Here is a 16,698-nt window from a genome sequence, read left to right as displayed (position 1 = left end):
TTGCCCCCTTTACTTTATGTCTGATTCAATTTTGTTAAATAGTGTTTCTTTCGTATAACTTTCTTTGAAATGTGACATTTTGTCAATAATATCTTCTCGTTCATTTTCTAATTTATCAAGTTGACTGATCAGATTAGATTGGCTCACATCTTTTTCTTGTAATACTTTAGCATATCCATTTTTCTCGAAAATTTTAGCGTTATCAATTTGATCGCCTCTTGATTGATCTAAACCAAGTGGTATTAATAACATTGGTAACTTTAATGTCGCAAACTCATAAATAGCGTTAGCGCCTGCTCTACTGATGACAGTGTCAGTAATCGCATAGAAGTGCATCAATTCATTTGAAACAAATTCATATTGAACATAGTTGGCGTTTTTAATATTTTGATCAACATGACCTTTACCAGTTAAATGAATAATTTGATATTTCTTTGTTAAATAATCTAAATTATCTCGAATCGCTTTATTTAATGCTTTAGAACCTAAGCTACCACCCATGATCAGTAGTACAGGTAATTGATCATTAAAGCCTGTTAATTGATAGCCTTCTTCTTTAGAGCCATCTCTTAAATCTTCTCTAATAATAGCACCAATATAATCTGATTTTTCTTTAGGTACATATTTTAAAGTTTCTTCAAAAGTTGTATACATTTTATTAGCAAATTTCATGGATATTTTATTTGCTAAACCAGGTGTAACATCTGATTCATGTACAATTGAAGGAATTTTTAATGATTTGGCAGCGATAATAACTGGAACACTGACGAATCCACCTTTAGAAAAGACTAAATCTGGTTTTTCTTTCTTTAATACTTTTCTAGCGTCTAATACACCTTTTAATACTTTAAAGACATCTTTTAAATTCTCAAAAGATAAATATCGACGTAACTTACCACTTGATATCGGAATATATTTCGTATCTTTGGCAGAGTCAGTAATCATTTCTTTTTCGATACCGTTTTTAGATCCAATATATATTGTTTCGATATCACGTTTTTGTGCTTCAGGGATTAGTGCTAAATTGACTGCAACATGTCCTATCGTACCGCCACCGGTAAATGCTATCTTCTTCATGTTTATTTCTCCTCGTTCTCTATCAATTTATAATATGCATAAAATGGTGCATTCTTATCAAATGGAAACTCATCTGTTTCATATTCACCCATTTTTATAAAATCAAATTTTTCAAACAGTCTTTGTGCACGTTTATTAAGTGAAAATGTATCCGTTATGATAATTGGTGTTCCTGCTTCAGTAGCAATATCAATTGCAAATTGCATCATCTTCATTGCGACACCTTTATATTCAGGATTTGTAGCCATTCTATGAATGACATATGCGCCGTCGGTACGAGCTGGCCAGTCAAATTGTTTATACCATTCGGCTTGTACTTGATTGACACATATATATCCTGCAATGTCATTGTTTTCTTCATATAGATATAAGTCTCCATTATCTATATCTTCGTAGAAATGCTTCTCTAATGGATAACGATGATCCCATTGAGGGTTCTGATCGTGTTCCATAATAGATTTAGCCATTTCTGTTAATTTATTAATATGTTGAATATCTGATCTTGTTGCTTTTCTCAAACTACTTTCCCCCATTACTTATGCATATATTGAATTGCTTCATCAAGTTGTTTATCTTCACTACGGATTTTCTTGCGTAAAAGTTCAATAAATTTCTTTGTTGTATCATCTGTGAAAATACCATTTTCAGTTAAATCATGGTCACTTTGGAATGTTTTAACTTGTGATGTCAATTGGGCATCAAATTGGTCATTTTCATTGTTAATATTATACCCTAAAGCGTTCAAACCAATCTTAATTGATTTAATTTCTTTAGATTGATCGCCTTCTTGATAAGTCTTGCTCGGATCGATTATTTCTATTTCTTCATATTTAGGTGCTTTAATGGTTTTATCTGGTTGAATACCTTTTTTATGAATATAAGATTTATTAGGTGTTAACCATCTCATGTTTGTATATTTTAAAATGCTAGAATCGCTAAATTCTTTATGAACTTGTCCGATACCTTTACCAAAAGTCGTTGTACCTAGGACATCTGCAATTTTGTAATCTTGTAATGCGCCAGCGAATATCTCTGCAGCACTTGCAGACCCTTTATTAACGAGTACTGTATAGTCCATATCACCTATGCCAGACATTTTGTCGTTTTCAGTTTCTACTGCTTGTGGTTTATCACCTTTCGTTTCTAAATATATAACAGGTTTATTTTTATCAACAAACAAGTTAACACTCGTCACGACTTCATCTAATAGACCACCTGGATTGTTTCTTAAATCTAAAACGACATGTTTTACTTTGTCTTTTTTCGCTTGTTTCAATGCAGATTGTAATTCTTTCGTTGTTTTATTTTGGAACTTAGAAATTGCAATTATGCCAGTGTCTTTTTTCTTCGTATAATCAACACTTGTAAGGTGGATTTTGTCACGTTTAATCTTAACATCGAAAGGTTCTTTACCTTCTCGTTTAATTGTTAACGTAACAGTTGTCCCTTTTTTACCTCTTACTTTATTGACGATTTCATTTAACGATTTATTTTTAATCGATTCATGATCAACTTTCGTAATGACGTCTAAAGATTTTATGCCAGCTTTTTCAGCAGGAGAATCTTTCATAGGACTAGTAATCCTAACGTAGCCATCGTGCATTTCCATTTCTGCACCAATTCCAACAAAATCACCAGAAATTTCTTCGTTATAACTTGTTGTATCTTTAGCGGATATGTATTCACTATAAGGATCATCTAAAGATTTGATCATACCATCAATAGCGCCTTGAGTTAATTTGTCGTCATCAACATCTTTGTAATAGTCGTTATTAATTTGTTTATAAGCCTCTTCAATCTTATTAAGCTCTTTTTGTTGGTCATTGCCAAAATATAAACCAAATTTATACGAAGCATAAGACACAACAGCAGTTAATAAGACCGTAACAAATAATATGATTAATAACTTATATAAAGGAAGCGTTATTTGTCGACTTTGTTTCTTTTTAAAAGGTTTCATTTACTCACAACTTTCTTGTCAAATATAATTTATTTTAACAGTTAAATCATATAAATAAAAACACTTTGGTGTGACAAACAGCAAAGTGAACGAATTAATATGGAAAAATGTTCATATCGTGAGTATTACGGGTTCTGTTAGGGACGAAATTCTGAGAAATGTCTCTAAGAATGGCCCGTCTAATTACCAGAATTCAGAATAATGATAGTTAGCCCCCATCATCCAACTACACAAACCGAAAAAACACCTCATTTCCGCTTGAAAATGAGGTGTTTTATTTTACCTTAGAATTTCAACCACTCTTCATAAGATTCGAATAAGTCATCGAAGACGCTCATTGGTTGTGTGAACATGGCTTCTGTTTCTAAGTAATCTGAAAGTGTGTGGTAATCGTTTGTGAATTTTGGAAATGATAAGTCTTGGAAGATTAAATCTGCCAACTTACCTACTTCGCTTTTTTCACTTCGTTTTGTTAGTGCGTATTGATAGAAAGAATATTGTTTCATTTATTTCATTTTCACATCAATAGCCTTAGTTTCACCTTTAACTAGACTTTCTAATTTTTCGATATTAATTTCTTCAGCGTCATCTGTATTTGTAATAATAACAGGGCTGATTACTGATTTTACTTTTGATTCGATTGTTTCAATGTCGAATTTTAATAACTCGTCGCCTTGTTTAACTGTATCACCAGTATTAACAAGTGCTTCAAAGCCTTCTCCACCTAATTGAACAGTTTCTAAACCTACGTGTACCAATACTTCTAATCCGTTTGCTGCTTTAATACCTACAGCGTGATTTGAAGGTTTGAATACATTCACAACTTCTCCATCAAATGGTGCAACTACTACACCTTCTGTTGGTTTAATACCGAATCCTTCACCCATCATTTTTTGAGCAAATACTGGATCTGGAATATCTTCAATTGCTACATATTCACCTGAAATTGGTGCAAATACTTCAACATTTGTATCTTTTGATTTGTTACCGCCAAATAATTTTTTAAACATTACAATCGACTCCTCTAATTTTTAAAATGATTTACTAATTCTCCATACCCTAAATCTTCTAATTTATCATATGGAATAAATTGTACAGCAGCTGAATTAATACAATATCTTAAGCCGCCAGATTCTTTAGGACCGTCATTAAAGACATGACCTAAATGACTATCTGAATCTTCAGAACGTACTTCAGTTCTGATCATGCCATGTGTTTTATCAACAAGTTCGATGATTTCTTCATCATCTAATGCTTTTGAAAAACTTGGCCAACCACAATCAGACTCAAATTTTTCTTCTGAAGTGAATAATGGTTTACCTGATAATTTATCTACATAAATACCTTTTTCAAAGTGATTCCAATATTCATTTTGAAAAGGTGGTTCTGTACCATTTTGTTGTGTTACGAGATATTCCATTTCATTTAATTCATCTTTACTTTTTTTTAGCATTTTAACGCCCCCAATACTTTTCTATAAATGCTTTACGTCCAGAACCTTGTTGATACCCTTGATAATGTGCTGGATTCTTCAAGTAATAATCTTGATGATAGTCTTCCGCAGGGTAAAAGTTCTTGTACGGTTTAACTGGCGTAATGACTGGTTTATCAAAAATATTTTGTTCATTTAATTGATTGATTTTGTTATGCGCTATTTCTTCTTGTTCTTTATCGTGGTAGAAAATAACAGGTTCATAACTTTCGCCTCTATCAAAGAACTGACCTTTATTATCTGTTGGATCAAAGGTCTTAAAGTATATATCTAATATAGCTTCAAAGTCTGTTTCATCTTCATTGTATTCAATTTGAACAGCTTCAACATGACCAGTTTGATTTGTACAAACTTCTTCATAAGTTGGATTTTCAACATGACCACCACTATATCCGGAAGTCACTTCAATAATACCAGGGAATTCATTAAAAGGCTTAACTAAACACCAAAAACATCCCCCAGCTAACGTTGCATAAGCCATAGTTGTACCTCCTTTAATGATGTTAAGTTACTTTAACTTAATATCAAAGTACCATTTTTTGTCTGAAATATCTAATGTTTGAATTTGTATAGACTCAACATTATCAATCTCCAACTGATTTAAAGATAAATTGAATGATTCATCTTTAGGATTTACATGAATATATGGTGGAAGTTCACTATATTTATTGATTTGAGATAGAATAAATGGATTTGAAATATTTAATTTCCCAATATCTATCGATTGAATTTTGAAATAGATTGTATCGTTATTTAACTTTTTAGGTTTCGTTTGAAGTGTTATATCAATATCTTTACCTAAAATTTTAGTACGTGTATCAAATGACAATGATTTTTTAGTTATGCGTGATTGAATGTCATAATCTTTCATAGACGCATTCATTAACGATTCTAATTGTGCATTATCAAAAGAAATCGTGAAATCTTTCTTAGTTTGTTCTGTGTTGATTGTTTGATGGTTTGTATCGTCTGAAATTTGAGACCATACATAAGCTAGAGCACCAAGTATTAGAATAATTAATATAATAAAAGCATAAAACCAAGCTCTATGATTCATCCAATGTTTATTTTCCATAGAAGAACACGCCAATAGCACCTTCACCAGTATGCGTTGAAACGACTGGTGTCGTCACTGCAGTATCAAATAAGTGGAAATTTTTCTTTTCTTTAATTGTATTCATCAATTTCGTCATCAATTGTTCTGCATTCGCATCAGCAATGCCTATTTTTATAAGTTCTTTCTTCTCTAAGAAGACATCCAATTCTTTCATTAAATATTTAACAATAGCGTTTTGCGTTCTTGCGTTATGCATCATTTCGATTTTTCCGTTAATCAATTCGCCGATTGGTTTAATATTCATCAATGAACCGAGTAAGCCTTTCGCTTTACCGATTCTTCCACCTTTAATTAAGTTGTCGATATTACCAATGACTACAAATAGTCTTAAATTATTTTTAATCACTTCAATTTCTTCGACGATTTCTTCAACAGTTTTACCTGCGTTGATCATCTTCACGACTTCTTCAATTTGGAATCCGTAAGCTAATGAAATGAATTTACTATCCACAACTGTAACTTTACTTTCTGTCATTTGAGCTGCTTGCTGAGCTGCACTAAATGTACCAGATAACTCAGAAGTCATATGAATACTAATAATTTCAGAACCATCTGTCCCTAACGCGTCATAGGTTTCAACAATTTTACCAATTGGAGGCTGACTTGTTTTAGGTAATTCTTTAGCGTCTTTCATTTTTTCTAGAAATTCTGTTGAGCTAATATCTTCTTGGTCTACGTACGTAACACCATCGATTAGTATATTTAGGGGTACGACAGTAATGTTATTTTCTTCTAAAAAATCTGCTGATAAATCTGTCGTCGAATCAACAACTATTTTAATTTTTGACATAATGATTCTCCTTTAATGATTGAACAGTATTACTAATTTTTCCTTGTACAAATTGGCTTACTTCTTGCATGGTCTTATCTTCAAAAATAGAAGGCTCAATTGGGTCTAGAATGTGTACATAAACATCACCAGGGACCATTTTTTTAGAATCTTGAGCTTCCATAATGTTAGATGTCCCATAAATCGCAACAGGTACAATTTTAACTTTAGCTGATTTAGCTAATTTAAAAGAACCTGCTTTAAATTCTTGCATTTCTCCACCTTTACTTCTACTACCTTCAGGAAAAATTAATAAAGAATGTTGTTCTTTTAATTTATTAATACCATCTTTTATCATTTGTAAACTTGCGCGTCTATTTGAACGATCTAAATATATACAATTCATTTCTTCCATCCATGGACTTAAAAACGGAATTTTTTGAACTTCTGTCTTTGAAATAAAACCAAATGGTTGCGGTAAATGATTAATTAATACAGGAATATCAAAATTACCTTCATGATTTGAAATGTATAATACAGGCTCATCAAATGGTTCTGTATTGCCAGACAAGTGTGACGTAACACCAGCTGAATCTAGAATACGTGAAGCCCATCTTTTCGCATATAAAAAGATCATTTCATCTTGTTTACGGATATCATTTATCAATGTCTTCTTATGCTTAACTTTATTTAATTGTGAAGATACAAGTGCAGCATAACCTACAATATAACCGAGTGTTTTCGTCGTTCTTAACATACTATTTTTTCCTTTCCAAATGCATATAAGTGTGTGGTAAAGTGTTTTTTTCATCGAGTTCGCCAGATTCAGATGAAAGAACCGTCCAATCTTTGAAGTCGTATGGAGGGAAAAAGGCATCACCTTGAAACTTATCTTCTATTACTGTTACATACATATCATCAACGCGGTCCATCATTTGTTCATAAAGACCTTGACCGCCAAAGATGAAGATATGTCCTTCGAGTTGATCGATTTCATCTAAAGAATGAATCACATCGACATCAACGTGTTCAAATGATGGATTTGTCGTTAATACAACATTACGTCTATTCGGTAATGGCTTACCTAAAGAATCAAATGTTTTTCTTCCCATCACGATCGTATTTCCAGTCGTCAATGCTTTAACTCTTTTTAAGTCATTTGGTAGATGCCATGGCATCTTGTTGTCTAAGCCAATTACGCGATTTTGATCATGACAAACTATTATTGATTTCATTTATATTACTCCTTTTTAAACTGCAATAGGTGCTTTAATACTTGGATGTGATTCATAACCGTCAATTTCTAAATCTTCGTATTCAATATCAAACAATGATTTATCAGTGTTGATCTTAAGTTTAGGTGCATCGTAAGAATCTCTTGAAAGTTGTTCATTGATTGCGTCTATATGGTTTTTATAAATATGCGCGTCTCCAAACGTATGGACAAACTCGCCTACTTCTAATCCACATTCTTTAGCAATTAAATGTGTTAATAAGCTATAACTCGCAATATTAAAAGGTACACCTAAGAAAATATCTGCACTTCGTTGATATAATTGACAGCTTAATTTTCCGTCTTTTACATAAAATTGGAATAATGTATGACATGGTGGTAATGCCATTGTATCTATTTCAGTTGGATTCCAAGCAGAAATAATATGGCGTCTTGAATTAGGATTTTGTTTAATATTTTCAATTAAAGTCTTAAGTTGGTCAAATCGTTTACCATCTTGATCCTTCCAATCTCTCCATTGTTTACCATAAACATTGCCTAAGTCACCGTATTTTATCATAAAATCATCGTCATTCAGAATCTTATCTTTGAATATCGCAAGTTGTGCTTTATATTGTTCATTAAATTCATCATCTACTAAAGAGCGACGACCAAAGTCTGTCATATCAGGACCATCATAGTCATTACTTTCAATCCATTTTTTAAAAGCCCATTCGTTCCATATGTTATTCTTATATTGTAATAAATACCTTATATTTGTATCGCCTTTAATAAACCATAAAAGCTCTGTTGCAATTAATTTAAAAGAAACCTTTTTAGTTGTTAATAACGGAAAACCTTCAGATAAATCAAATCTCATTTGGTGACCAAATATAGAAATCGTACCCGTACCCGTTCTATCGTCCTTATTCTCGCCTTCTTCTAATACCCTTTTACATAAATCGTGATACGCTTTATCAAAGTTATTCATTTGAGCACCTCTTTTTAATATTCTCCTGTTACTATATTAACGAAATTAGCGATAATTTACTACTGATATAATATAGAAAATTTCCAGATTATTAGGTATAATGGTTATAAATGAACAAAGTGCTAACAAAACGAAGGAGGCTATTTCAATGAATGAAATTTTTGCTACTTTAGGCTTTTTCTTATTATTATGCTATATGATCAGTATGTGCATTACAGAATAGTATAAATAAGGGGTAATATACAAAAACTGGGACAAGAGATTGTCCCAGTTTTTGTATATAATGGTATAGAATTAAGTGATGTTTAAATTAAGAATGTAAGCGCACGAAGCCCCAAAGATATCGTGCGACTAGGTACGAAAATAGGCAGTAGCGCACGAAGACTCAAAGATATCGTGCGGCTAGGTACCAAAACAGGCAGTAGCGCACGAAGACTCAAAGATATCGTGCGACTAGGCACTAAAACAGGCCATAGCGCACGAAGACTCAAAGATACCGTGCGACTAGGCACTAAAACAGGCCATAGCGCACGAAGACTTTCTTATATTATTCTCCACCATCACTCATATTTATAATCTTGATTTATTTTCAGTCCATAATGTGTTTTAGTACTTTTCCTAATACATTGTATCGTATTAAACTGTTTGAAAATCTCGCTTTTATAATGTGCTTTTACGATTAAATATTTGAAGTGAGATACACTTTTGATTTCTGAAGGTATTTCAATATTGCGTGAAAGTTCCCCCATTCTATCGTCTTCATCAAGTGTCTGTTCAAACATATGATCTAAATATAAGATGTCGATCAATTCGGGATGTTGTTTGATCCAATTGTGATAATCATCATTTATATAATGGATTCGTCTTAATTCATCATCAGTTAAATAGCGTTTCATACCTTCAGAAATAACATAATGGATAAGTGGATTTTGTTCTATTGCATATACATTTGCTTGTTGATAATGCTTTAATATTAAATAAGTATCTCGCCCAAATCCCATTGTGCCATCTATGAAATTAAATGTTTTAAAGTCTGTTGTTATTTCATCTAACATTTCAATTAGTACGGGCATCTTATGTTGTTTCATCATATGCAATTTAACTTTGACAGTATCTAAATGAAAATATATTGGTGTATCTGGCGTGAAATATAGTTTAGGTCCACTACTTTCAAATACAATTAATGGTGTCGTATCTCGTTGAAACAATTGATTAATCGTTAATTTTCTTCGCTTTATGATTTGAACATTCTGTATGGATTCTAATTGAGATAACACAGAAAATGCATCTTCTACTTGTTTGTAGAGAGATGCATTAGTTTTAACGGCAGTTGTGATACGAATATTAGTCACAGTATTCATCAAAAGCGTCTTTAATATCCAAACAGATTTCTTGAATATCTCTTCCTTCAATATGTTCACGTGGCATGAAGTATTTAAGCTCATTACCTTTAAATAATGCCATAGATGGACTTGATGGTACTTGTGCGATATATTCTCTCATTGTTTCAGTTGCTTCTTTATCTTGTCCAGCAAATACTGTAGCAATTCTAGAAGGTTTTTTATCATTTTGTTGGGATACTGTAACAGCTGCAGGACGTGCTAAACCAGCTGCACATCCACATACAGAGTTTACGACGATAAATGTTGTTTCATTCGGTTGTGCGTTCTCCATATATTCTTTAACTGACTCTGCTGATTCTAAACTTTCAAAGCCTTGTCCAGTTAATTCACTTCTCATTGGTTGAGCGAGTTCTTTCATGTATTGTTCATATGCATTCATATTTTATCCCTCTTTCTTTCTATTAGCCATTTGTTTCCAAACAGAACCTAATGCTTCTTCACCATTTTCGATTCTTTCAATTGCCATTTGTACTTGCAATTTAACATCGAATGCTGGATCGTCTTGTCTTTTTTTCAATGCTTCTAATGCAGTTTCATCACCTTCATCAAATATAAACATAGCTGCACGCCATCTTACAATTTTCTGAGGGTCTTCTAAAGCTTCTATCATTACTGGTAACGCTTCTTTAAAACCTAAATCACTTAGACAGTCACCAGCTGTTCTTCTAACAGAAACAACTTTATCTTTCATACCTTTATATAAATAAGGTAATGTTTCTTTTGATTCAATCATACCTAATAACACGATTGCCATTCTACGTACTTGAGGCTTTTCATCATTTAACGCGACATCTAATAATGGATAATCGTCTTCTGTTGGTGTTGGAAAGTCATTTAACATTCTTAATTTTACTTTCCAATCCTCTTCTTCTTCAAACGTTTCTTTATCAACATGTACAAATTGCTTTTCAGGAATGGTAATGTCACTTGTTAAAGCTTCTTCAACTAAAGCCTCTAATTTCTCTTTAGGGTACAAAGCTAATATTTCTTCTTGAACGGTTGCTAATACTTCCTCTACTTCGCCGTAACGTACACCTAAATCTTCCCATTTTCTTAAAAAGACAACGTTATCTGAGTCTTTCGTTGCTTTTAGCATACTATCAATATAAATTTCAGGAAGTTGTTTACGTTTTTCTTCTTCTTGAGTTGTTAATTTAATTTGATAAGGTATACCTTTAAACTTTAAGACTTCAGCTTTTACTTCACCGAAATGTTCATTTACTTGATTTTCAGCAAAGTCCCCTTCTTGATCTGAACCTGAGATGGCTGATGTAACATCTTTAAGTAAAGTATCCCAGTTTTCTTTTGGACGTTTATCTACAGCGATAAAGTCCATAACATGGAATACAGATTTAATACCATCTAATTGAAGAATACGGTTAATGAATTCTGGATTATGATCATTCACTTCAGTATAAGTATTTGAAGACCTATCTTCTTTCTTAAATGATAAAACGATTTTCATCGTATTTGGGCTTGGTGTCGGTTCAACTCTAACAATTTCCATAATATCCTCCTTATTGCAACTTGTTACCTAATTGTTTAATGCGTATACCGATAGAACATTCCGATATACAATACTGATGGGCTTGATGTTTACCTTTTGTTTCCCTATAGTGCGTCTTTAATAAACACCCTTTACAGTATGTTTCCATCAATTGGTCTATTTGTTTAATTGCTTGTTTCTCTTCTTGTGCTAAAATGAGTGTCACTCCCTTACTAGACCGTTATTATAACATTCATCATACAAATTGTTTACGATAAAGCTTATTGATTTTTATAACTTTGAGCCGTATAATAGATAAGTTCGATTATCGCGGTTTCTAAACACCCGCTATATCAAAATTTAGGAGGAACAAAGTTATGTATAATGAATTAATAGGTATTGGAACTTTCTTCGTTACATTTATATTGATGCTCGTTCTATACAGAATTTTTGGGAAGACTGGTCTGTTTGTTTGGGTTGCTATAGGTACTATTATAGCAAATATACAGGTTATTAAAACAGTAGAACTCTTTTCAGTTAGTGCAACACTTGGAAATGTTATGTTCGCATCAATTTATCTTGCAACAGATATATTAAACGATATCTATGGTAGAAAACAAGCACGAAAAGCAGTTTGGCTTGGATTTTCTTCAGTAATCGTCATGGTTATATTATTACAGTGCTCTTTAGCGTTTATTCCTGCACAGGAAGATATCTCTCAAGAAGCGCTTGAAACAATCTTTAATATTGTACCAAGAATTGCACTTGGATCCATCATTGCATATATCATTGGTCAACATTTAGATGTATTACTATTCACATTAATTAAGAAGAAATTCTCATCAGATAGAACCTTCTATATAAGAGCTTATGGAAGTACAGTTGTAAGTTCAATTGTAGATACAGCAATTTTTGTATTGATTGCGTTCTATGGTAACTTACCGAACAATGTTGTATTTGAAATATTCTTTACGACATACTTCTTAAAACTGCTCACAACATTATCTAACGTACCATTTGGTTACATTGCTAAATCAATGTATAGAAATGGTAAGATTAGCGAATAATTTCATACAAATCCAATAAAAATCCTACCTACTCCATTACAATGGAAAAGGTAGGATTTTCTTATTGATTGAATACTTTTAAATACTCTACATAACTTGTTAAGTAATGTTCGATATCATCTATTTCGACACGATAACCTTCATGTTTAATATAGAATGCTTCTAATATGCGCTCTGGATTTTGGAAATACATTGCAACTTCAGGATAAAAATAACCTGTTCTCATATAATCTGCTCTTCTGTGAATCGTATCTATCAATAGATCAACGTCTATAAATTGTTCAACCAAGTCAGTTTTGTCACGTTGTTTCGCACTTTCTACTATATTATATGTAGCCATTAACATGCCTAGTAATAATGGATCTGTAGATTGACGTTGTTGTACGCTATTCAAATGTTCTCCTAAATTTTGAAAAGCAAATTGATAATATTTTTCTTCTGGTTCTACTTGAATCAATACTTCTGTACTATAACTTAACCAATAGTCATGGTGTTTCCAATATGATTTTCGAATAAATTTTTCATAAAGTAATTTTGCAACATTTAACCATTCTTCCTTTTGATCAAGTTGATATAATTTTAATAACGCTAGTGCTGCTTGACCTTCGTAATAAATCACTCTAAATGAATCTTTAACTGTTAAATCTGGATAGTTTAACACATGGGTTGTTTCCCCATTCTCATCAATCATGTTTACTAAGCCTTTCGCAACATTTTGAGCTGCTTTTAAATACTTCTTATTCGAACGACCGTATTGTATATAACCACATACAGCTAGTATAAATGCAGCATTTTGACCTAATTTAATTTCATTTATATAGTTTGTATCATCAAATACATATGTTGCACCTTCGTGTTTATATAAATAATGTTTAATAATGTAATCTATTGGTTTCTTAGCAATACTCACATTCTTCTTCAAATAAGATAATGATTTAATAAACGCATATGTTGTTGAACTATGACATAGGTTGTTATAAGCGTTGATATTGATATCAAAGTGTGGAAAATAGCCATAATGATACTTACCATTATCTTGTATAATATTCATCAAATAATCTGTATTCGTTTGAATCATACGATCAATTTCAACTGGAAGATTATCTACTGGTCTTAACCCTTTCTTATAGCCTTCTTGTTCTAAATTTATAACCTGTTCATCTTCAATATAGAAACTCTTTGTATAGAATTTCTGAACTACTTTGCCTGCATAATCTTTGTGTAAATATAAATTGTAATTCTTCTTATACTTTCTTAAATAATGATTGATATTTTTCTCAGAAAGTATGAATATCCCTTTCTCATTTGTAGGTCTAATAAAAGCATTGCTATTTATTTCTTCTGGTAAAAATGCAAGGTTCCAGTTGTAATCTAATGTAAAACCATACTCAACATGATTTCTAGTTGTATGGATCAAATCTTCTTTTAATTTATCAAATGGAATGTCTTCAACAGATGTCACAATATCAATTTTAATCCATTTAGGTGCTTTACCACTCTTCTTACGATATGTTTCTATAAATTTAATCATTTGGTTCTTGTTCGATAATTTAAAGCTTTTAACAACGGCTTTAACTTTAGGATAGCCAATACTTATAAATAATCTTTCATAATCTGAATGATCATTTATTATACGCTTGATTTGCTCTTTAATATTCACGTGCTTTCATTCCTTTCAACTTCAATATATGTATATAAACCTTTTTTCAATCTGTATTCAAATATGTATAGACAAATATAAAAATGATCATTTAATTAAAATTAAAAATGAAGAGTCTGGAACATTAAAGTTCCAGACCCTCATTACTCATTATATTTTATTGTTCTTCTTCTTTTTTACGACGACCAAATAAGAATAATGAGCCAAGTCCTGCGAATAAGCTTCCGAATAAAGTAGCATTTTCAGCAGGTGTTTCACCAGTGTCTGGTAATACATTTGCTTGAGTATTGTTTCCTTTATTCATCATGTTAGCTTTAGAACTTTCTGTACCGTTAGTGTTTTGTTGTTGTTCAGTTTGTGCCATATGTCCAGCATGATCAGCAGCTTTGCTATCCATACCATTCATATTATTAGAACCAGCATCTGTGCTATCAGAAGCTTTTTCAACTACTACACCAACAGTTACAGTTTGTTTAGAACCATCAGGGTAAGTAACAGTTACTGGGATATCAACTTTTGTACCAGGTGTTACATCCTTAGATGGAATTACTGTGATGTCACCAGTATTAGGATTTACAGTTACAGTCCATCCACTTGGAACTTTGTCTGAAGGTACTTCAAACTTCGTACCAGGTGGTAATTCTTTATCACCAGATTGTGGGATATGAGTAGATGTACCAGGTTTAACTGTTATAGGACCTTGATTCTTAGAACCATATCCAGGTGAATTGTCGTCAGCTTGAGTCTTACCAGCAGGTTTGTCAGCAGGTTTTTCAACAACAACTTTAGCTGAAGTAACTTCAGTAGAACCATCAGGGTAAGTAACAGTTACTGGAATATCAACTTGAGTACCAGGTGTTACATCCTTCGGTGGAACGATTGTTAAATCACCAGTATTAGGATCTACAGTTACAGTCCAACCACTTGGAACTTTGTCTGCAGGAACATCGAACTTCGTACCAGGTGGTAATTCTTTATCCCCAGATTGAGGTATTTTAGCCTCAGTACCAGGTTTAACTGGAGTTGGACCTTGATCTTTAGAACCATATCCAGGTGTGTTGTCATCAGCGTTAGTCTTACCAGCAGGTTTGTCAGCAGATTTTTCAACAACAACTTTAGCTGAAGTAACTTCAGAAGAACCATCAGGGTAAGTAACCGTTACTGGAATATCAACTTGAGTACCAGGTGTTACATCCTTCGGTGGAACAACAGTAATGTCACCAGTATTAGGATCTACAGTTACAGTCCAACCACTTGGAACTTCGTCAGCTGGAACATCGAACTTCGTACCAGGTGGTAATTCTTTATCACCAGATTGAGGTATTTTAGCCTCAGTACCAGGTTTAACTGAAGTTGAATCTTTACCATATCCAGGATCATTTGATGCAGCTTGACTAGGTGTAGTAATATCAGGTTTACCGTCACCGTCTTTATCTGTTGGTGTATTAGACTTAGGATCAGATTCATCCTTATTCGGAATACCGTCACTATCGTAATCTTCGTCACCATCATTTACCCCATTACCATCTGTATCTGGATTCGTTGGATCAGTACCAATTAATTCTTCATCTTTATTGCTTACACCATCACCATCGATGTCGTTGTCATCTTTATCTGGGATTCCATCTCCATCAGTATCTTTGTCTGAATCAGAATCAGAGCTAGAATTTGAAGTACTGTTAGAGTCGGAACTATTATCAGTGTTACCATCTGAAGTTGAGCTTGAGTTACTGTCACTATCAGAAGTACTGTTTGAATCAGAAACTGAATTAGAGTCTGGGTCAGATGTACTGTTGTCATCTGAAGTAGAGTTACTATCAGAACTGCTGTCAGTGTTAGAACCAGAATCGCTATTTGAATCAGAGTTCGAGTCTAAATCAGAATTACTGTCAGTATCAGAGTCAGAACCGCTGTTAGCATTTGAATCAAAATCTTTATCAGATTGACTATCAGAGCTGCTGTCTGAGTTAGAACCAGAATCGCTATTTGAATCAGAGTTCGAGTCTAAATCAGAATTACTGTCAGTATCAGAGTTAGAACCACTGTTAGTGTCTGAATCAGAATCATTATCAGATTGACTATCAGAACTGCTGTCTGAGTTAGAACCAGAATCGCTATCTGAGTTTGAATCCTTCGGAGTTGTAATATCTGGCTTACCGTCACCATCTTTATCCGTTGGTGTATTAGATTTAGGATCAGATTCATCTTTATTCGGAATACCGTCACTATCGTAATCTTCGTCCCCATCGTTTACACCATTACCGTCGGTATCAGGGTTAGTTGGATCAGTACCGATAAGTTTTTCATCTTCGTTACTTACGCCATCACCATCGATGTCGTTATCTTGGTTATCAGGTATGCCATCGCCATCCGTATCCTTCGGAGTAGAGATATCAGGTTTACCGTCGCCATCTTTATCCGTTACTTTATCAGAAGTAGGATCAGATTCAACTTTGTTTGGAA

19 protein-coding genes are annotated in these 16,698 nt (G+C 32.9%); 1 reads left to right on the top strand and 18 read right to left on the bottom strand.

Translation table 11 applies throughout. The features are described 5' to 3' along the window. Positions 1–9 precede the first annotated feature (9 nt). The 16 genes from LQ675_RS10485 to LQ675_RS10410 all read right to left on the bottom strand — a co-directional run bounded on the left by LQ675_RS10485 (position 10) and on the right by LQ675_RS10410 (position 11,734). On the bottom strand, positions 10–1,077 hold the full coding sequence (locus LQ675_RS10485) for an undecaprenyldiphospho-muramoylpentapeptide beta-N-acetylglucosaminyltransferase (protein WP_048542974.1): 1,068 nt from the start codon (positions 1,075–1,077) through the stop codon (positions 10–12). Between the two features lie 2 nt (positions 1,078–1,079). Beyond that, entirely contained in the window at positions 1,080–1,610 is a 531-nt protein-coding gene (locus LQ675_RS10480; protein ID WP_048542972.1) for a GNAT family N-acetyltransferase, read from the bottom strand. Then, positions 1,610–3,037, bottom strand: coding sequence for a S41 family peptidase (locus LQ675_RS10475; protein ID WP_239727937.1), 1,428 nt, complete (start codon positions 3,035–3,037; stop codon positions 1,610–1,612). The genes LQ675_RS10480 and LQ675_RS10475 overlap by 1 nt, the downstream gene beginning before the upstream one ends. 284 nt (positions 3,038–3,321) lie before the next feature. Continuing rightward, entirely contained in the window at positions 3,322–3,543 is a 222-nt protein-coding gene (locus LQ675_RS10470) for a YozE family protein (protein WP_025906287.1), read from the bottom strand. After that, positions 3,544–4,047 carry a PTS sugar transporter subunit IIA gene (locus LQ675_RS10465; RefSeq protein ID WP_025906286.1) on the bottom strand — a complete coding sequence of 168 codons (504 nt, stop codon included), beginning with the start codon at positions 4,045–4,047 and terminating at the stop codon, positions 3,544–3,546. A 14-nt stretch (positions 4,048–4,061) separates the two neighbouring features. Continuing rightward, entirely contained in the window at positions 4,062–4,490 is a 429-nt protein-coding gene (gene msrB / locus LQ675_RS10460) for a peptide-methionine (R)-S-oxide reductase MsrB (protein WP_025906285.1), read from the bottom strand. Between the two features lies 1 nt (position 4,491). After that, positions 4,492–5,010 (bottom strand): peptide-methionine (S)-S-oxide reductase MsrA, encoded by a 519-nt coding sequence (gene msrA, locus LQ675_RS10455; RefSeq protein ID WP_048542967.1) that lies wholly within the window; start codon positions 5,008–5,010, stop codon positions 4,492–4,494. Positions 5,011–5,037: 27 nt separating this feature from the next. Beyond that, a complete protein-coding gene (locus LQ675_RS10450) occupies positions 5,038–5,604 on the bottom strand; it encodes a DUF2140 family protein (RefSeq protein ID WP_048542965.1) in 567 nt (188 codons plus the stop codon). Next, positions 5,594–6,436: a DegV family protein gene (locus LQ675_RS10445; RefSeq protein WP_048542963.1), complete on the bottom strand. Its 843-nt coding sequence runs from the start codon at positions 6,434–6,436 to the stop codon at positions 5,594–5,596. The genes LQ675_RS10450 and LQ675_RS10445 overlap by 11 nt, the downstream gene beginning before the upstream one ends. Further along, positions 6,423–7,172, bottom strand: coding sequence for a lysophospholipid acyltransferase family protein (locus LQ675_RS10440; protein WP_048542962.1), 750 nt, complete (start codon positions 7,170–7,172; stop codon positions 6,423–6,425). Before LQ675_RS10440 ends, LQ675_RS10445 begins: the two co-directional genes overlap by 14 nt. Before the next feature lies 1 nt (position 7,173). Next, positions 7,174–7,650 (bottom strand): dihydrofolate reductase, encoded by a 477-nt coding sequence (locus LQ675_RS10435; RefSeq protein ID WP_048542960.1) that lies wholly within the window; start codon positions 7,648–7,650, stop codon positions 7,174–7,176. Between the two features lie 15 nt (positions 7,651–7,665). Continuing rightward, positions 7,666–8,619, bottom strand: a complete 954-nt coding sequence (locus LQ675_RS10430; RefSeq protein WP_048542958.1) for a thymidylate synthase — start codon at positions 8,617–8,619, stop codon at positions 7,666–7,668. A gap of 560 nt (positions 8,620–9,179) precedes the next feature. Further along, positions 9,180–9,980: a class I SAM-dependent methyltransferase gene (locus LQ675_RS10425; protein WP_239727935.1), complete on the bottom strand. Its 801-nt coding sequence runs from the start codon at positions 9,978–9,980 to the stop codon at positions 9,180–9,182. Further along, positions 9,964–10,401 carry a BrxA/BrxB family bacilliredoxin gene (locus LQ675_RS10420; RefSeq protein ID WP_048542954.1) on the bottom strand — a complete coding sequence of 146 codons (438 nt, stop codon included), beginning with the start codon at positions 10,399–10,401 and terminating at the stop codon, positions 9,964–9,966. Before LQ675_RS10420 ends, LQ675_RS10425 begins: the two co-directional genes overlap by 17 nt. Before the next feature lie 3 nt (positions 10,402–10,404). Then, complete coding sequence (locus LQ675_RS10415; protein ID WP_107610295.1) at positions 10,405–11,529, bottom strand: virulence factor; 1,125 nt, start codon at positions 11,527–11,529, stop codon at positions 10,405–10,407. Positions 11,530–11,539: 10 nt separating this feature from the next. Continuing rightward, a complete protein-coding gene (locus LQ675_RS10410; RefSeq protein WP_049318859.1) occupies positions 11,540–11,734 on the bottom strand; it encodes a zinc-finger domain-containing protein in 195 nt (64 codons plus the stop codon). A 151-nt stretch (positions 11,735–11,885) separates the two neighbouring features. Here LQ675_RS10410 and LQ675_RS10405 point away from each other — a divergent pair, with 151 nt between their 5' ends. Beyond that, entirely contained in the window at positions 11,886–12,575 is a 690-nt protein-coding gene (locus LQ675_RS10405; protein ID WP_048542951.1) for a queuosine precursor transporter, read from the top strand. Positions 12,576–12,636: 61 nt separating this feature from the next. Here LQ675_RS10405 and LQ675_RS10400 read toward each other — a convergent pair whose 3' ends face one another. Both LQ675_RS10400 and LQ675_RS15000 read right to left on the bottom strand, forming a co-directional pair. Then, positions 12,637–14,235, bottom strand: coding sequence for a poly(glycerol-phosphate) alpha-glucosyltransferase (locus tag LQ675_RS10400; RefSeq protein ID WP_239727932.1), 1,599 nt, complete (start codon positions 14,233–14,235; stop codon positions 12,637–12,639). Between the two features lie 157 nt (positions 14,236–14,392). After that, positions 14,393–16,698: Rib/alpha-like domain-containing protein (locus LQ675_RS15000; RefSeq protein ID WP_275590344.1), on the bottom strand; the 2,306-nt coding region annotated here is incomplete at its 5' end.

The organism is Mammaliicoccus sp. D-M19, assembly GCF_022386695.1.
Taxonomy (GTDB): Bacteria; Bacillota; Bacilli; order Staphylococcales; family Staphylococcaceae; genus Mammaliicoccus; species Mammaliicoccus sciuri.
Note: the sequence above shows the minus strand (reverse complement) of the source record. Positions and strands in the feature narration are given on the sequence as shown.

Coding starts and splice junctions, on each gene's coding strand:
- LQ675_RS10485 (WP_048542974.1), bottom strand. CDS start 1,077: ATGAAGAAGATAGCATTTACCGGTGGCGGTACGATAGGACATGTTGCA.
- LQ675_RS10480 (WP_048542972.1), bottom strand. CDS start 1,610: ATGGGGGAAAGTAGTTTGAGAAAAGCAACAAGATCAGATATTCAACAT.
- LQ675_RS10475 (WP_239727937.1), bottom strand. CDS start 3,037: ATGAAACCTTTTAAAAAGAAACAAAGTCGACAAATAACGCTTCCTTTA.
- LQ675_RS10470 (WP_025906287.1), bottom strand. CDS start 3,543: ATGAAACAATATTCTTTCTATCAATACGCACTAACAAAACGAAGTGAA.
- LQ675_RS10465 (WP_025906286.1), bottom strand. CDS start 4,047: ATGTTTAAAAAATTATTTGGCGGTAACAAATCAAAAGATACAAATGTT.
- msrB (WP_025906285.1), bottom strand. CDS start 4,490: ATGCTAAAAAAAAGTAAAGATGAATTAAATGAAATGGAATATCTCGTA.
- msrA (WP_048542967.1), bottom strand. CDS start 5,010: ATGGCTTATGCAACGTTAGCTGGGGGATGTTTTTGGTGTTTAGTTAAG.
- LQ675_RS10450 (WP_048542965.1), bottom strand. CDS start 5,604: ATGGAAAATAAACATTGGATGAATCATAGAGCTTGGTTTTATGCTTTT.
- LQ675_RS10445 (WP_048542963.1), bottom strand. CDS start 6,436: ATGTCAAAAATTAAAATAGTTGTTGATTCGACGACAGATTTATCAGCA.
- LQ675_RS10440 (WP_048542962.1), bottom strand. CDS start 7,172: ATGTTAAGAACGACGAAAACACTCGGTTATATTGTAGGTTATGCTGCA.
- LQ675_RS10435 (WP_048542960.1), bottom strand. CDS start 7,650: ATGAAATCAATAATAGTTTGTCATGATCAAAATCGCGTAATTGGCTTA.
- LQ675_RS10430 (WP_048542958.1), bottom strand. CDS start 8,619: ATGAATAACTTTGATAAAGCGTATCACGATTTATGTAAAAGGGTATTA.
- LQ675_RS10425 (WP_239727935.1), bottom strand. CDS start 9,980: ATGAATACTGTGACTAATATTCGTATCACAACTGCCGTTAAAACTAAT.
- LQ675_RS10420 (WP_048542954.1), bottom strand. CDS start 10,401: ATGAATGCATATGAACAATACATGAAAGAACTCGCTCAACCAATGAGA.
- LQ675_RS10415 (WP_107610295.1), bottom strand. CDS start 11,529: ATGGAAATTGTTAGAGTTGAACCGACACCAAGCCCAAATACGATGAAA.
- LQ675_RS10405 (WP_048542951.1), top strand. CDS start 11,886: ATGTATAATGAATTAATAGGTATTGGAACTTTCTTCGTTACATTTATA.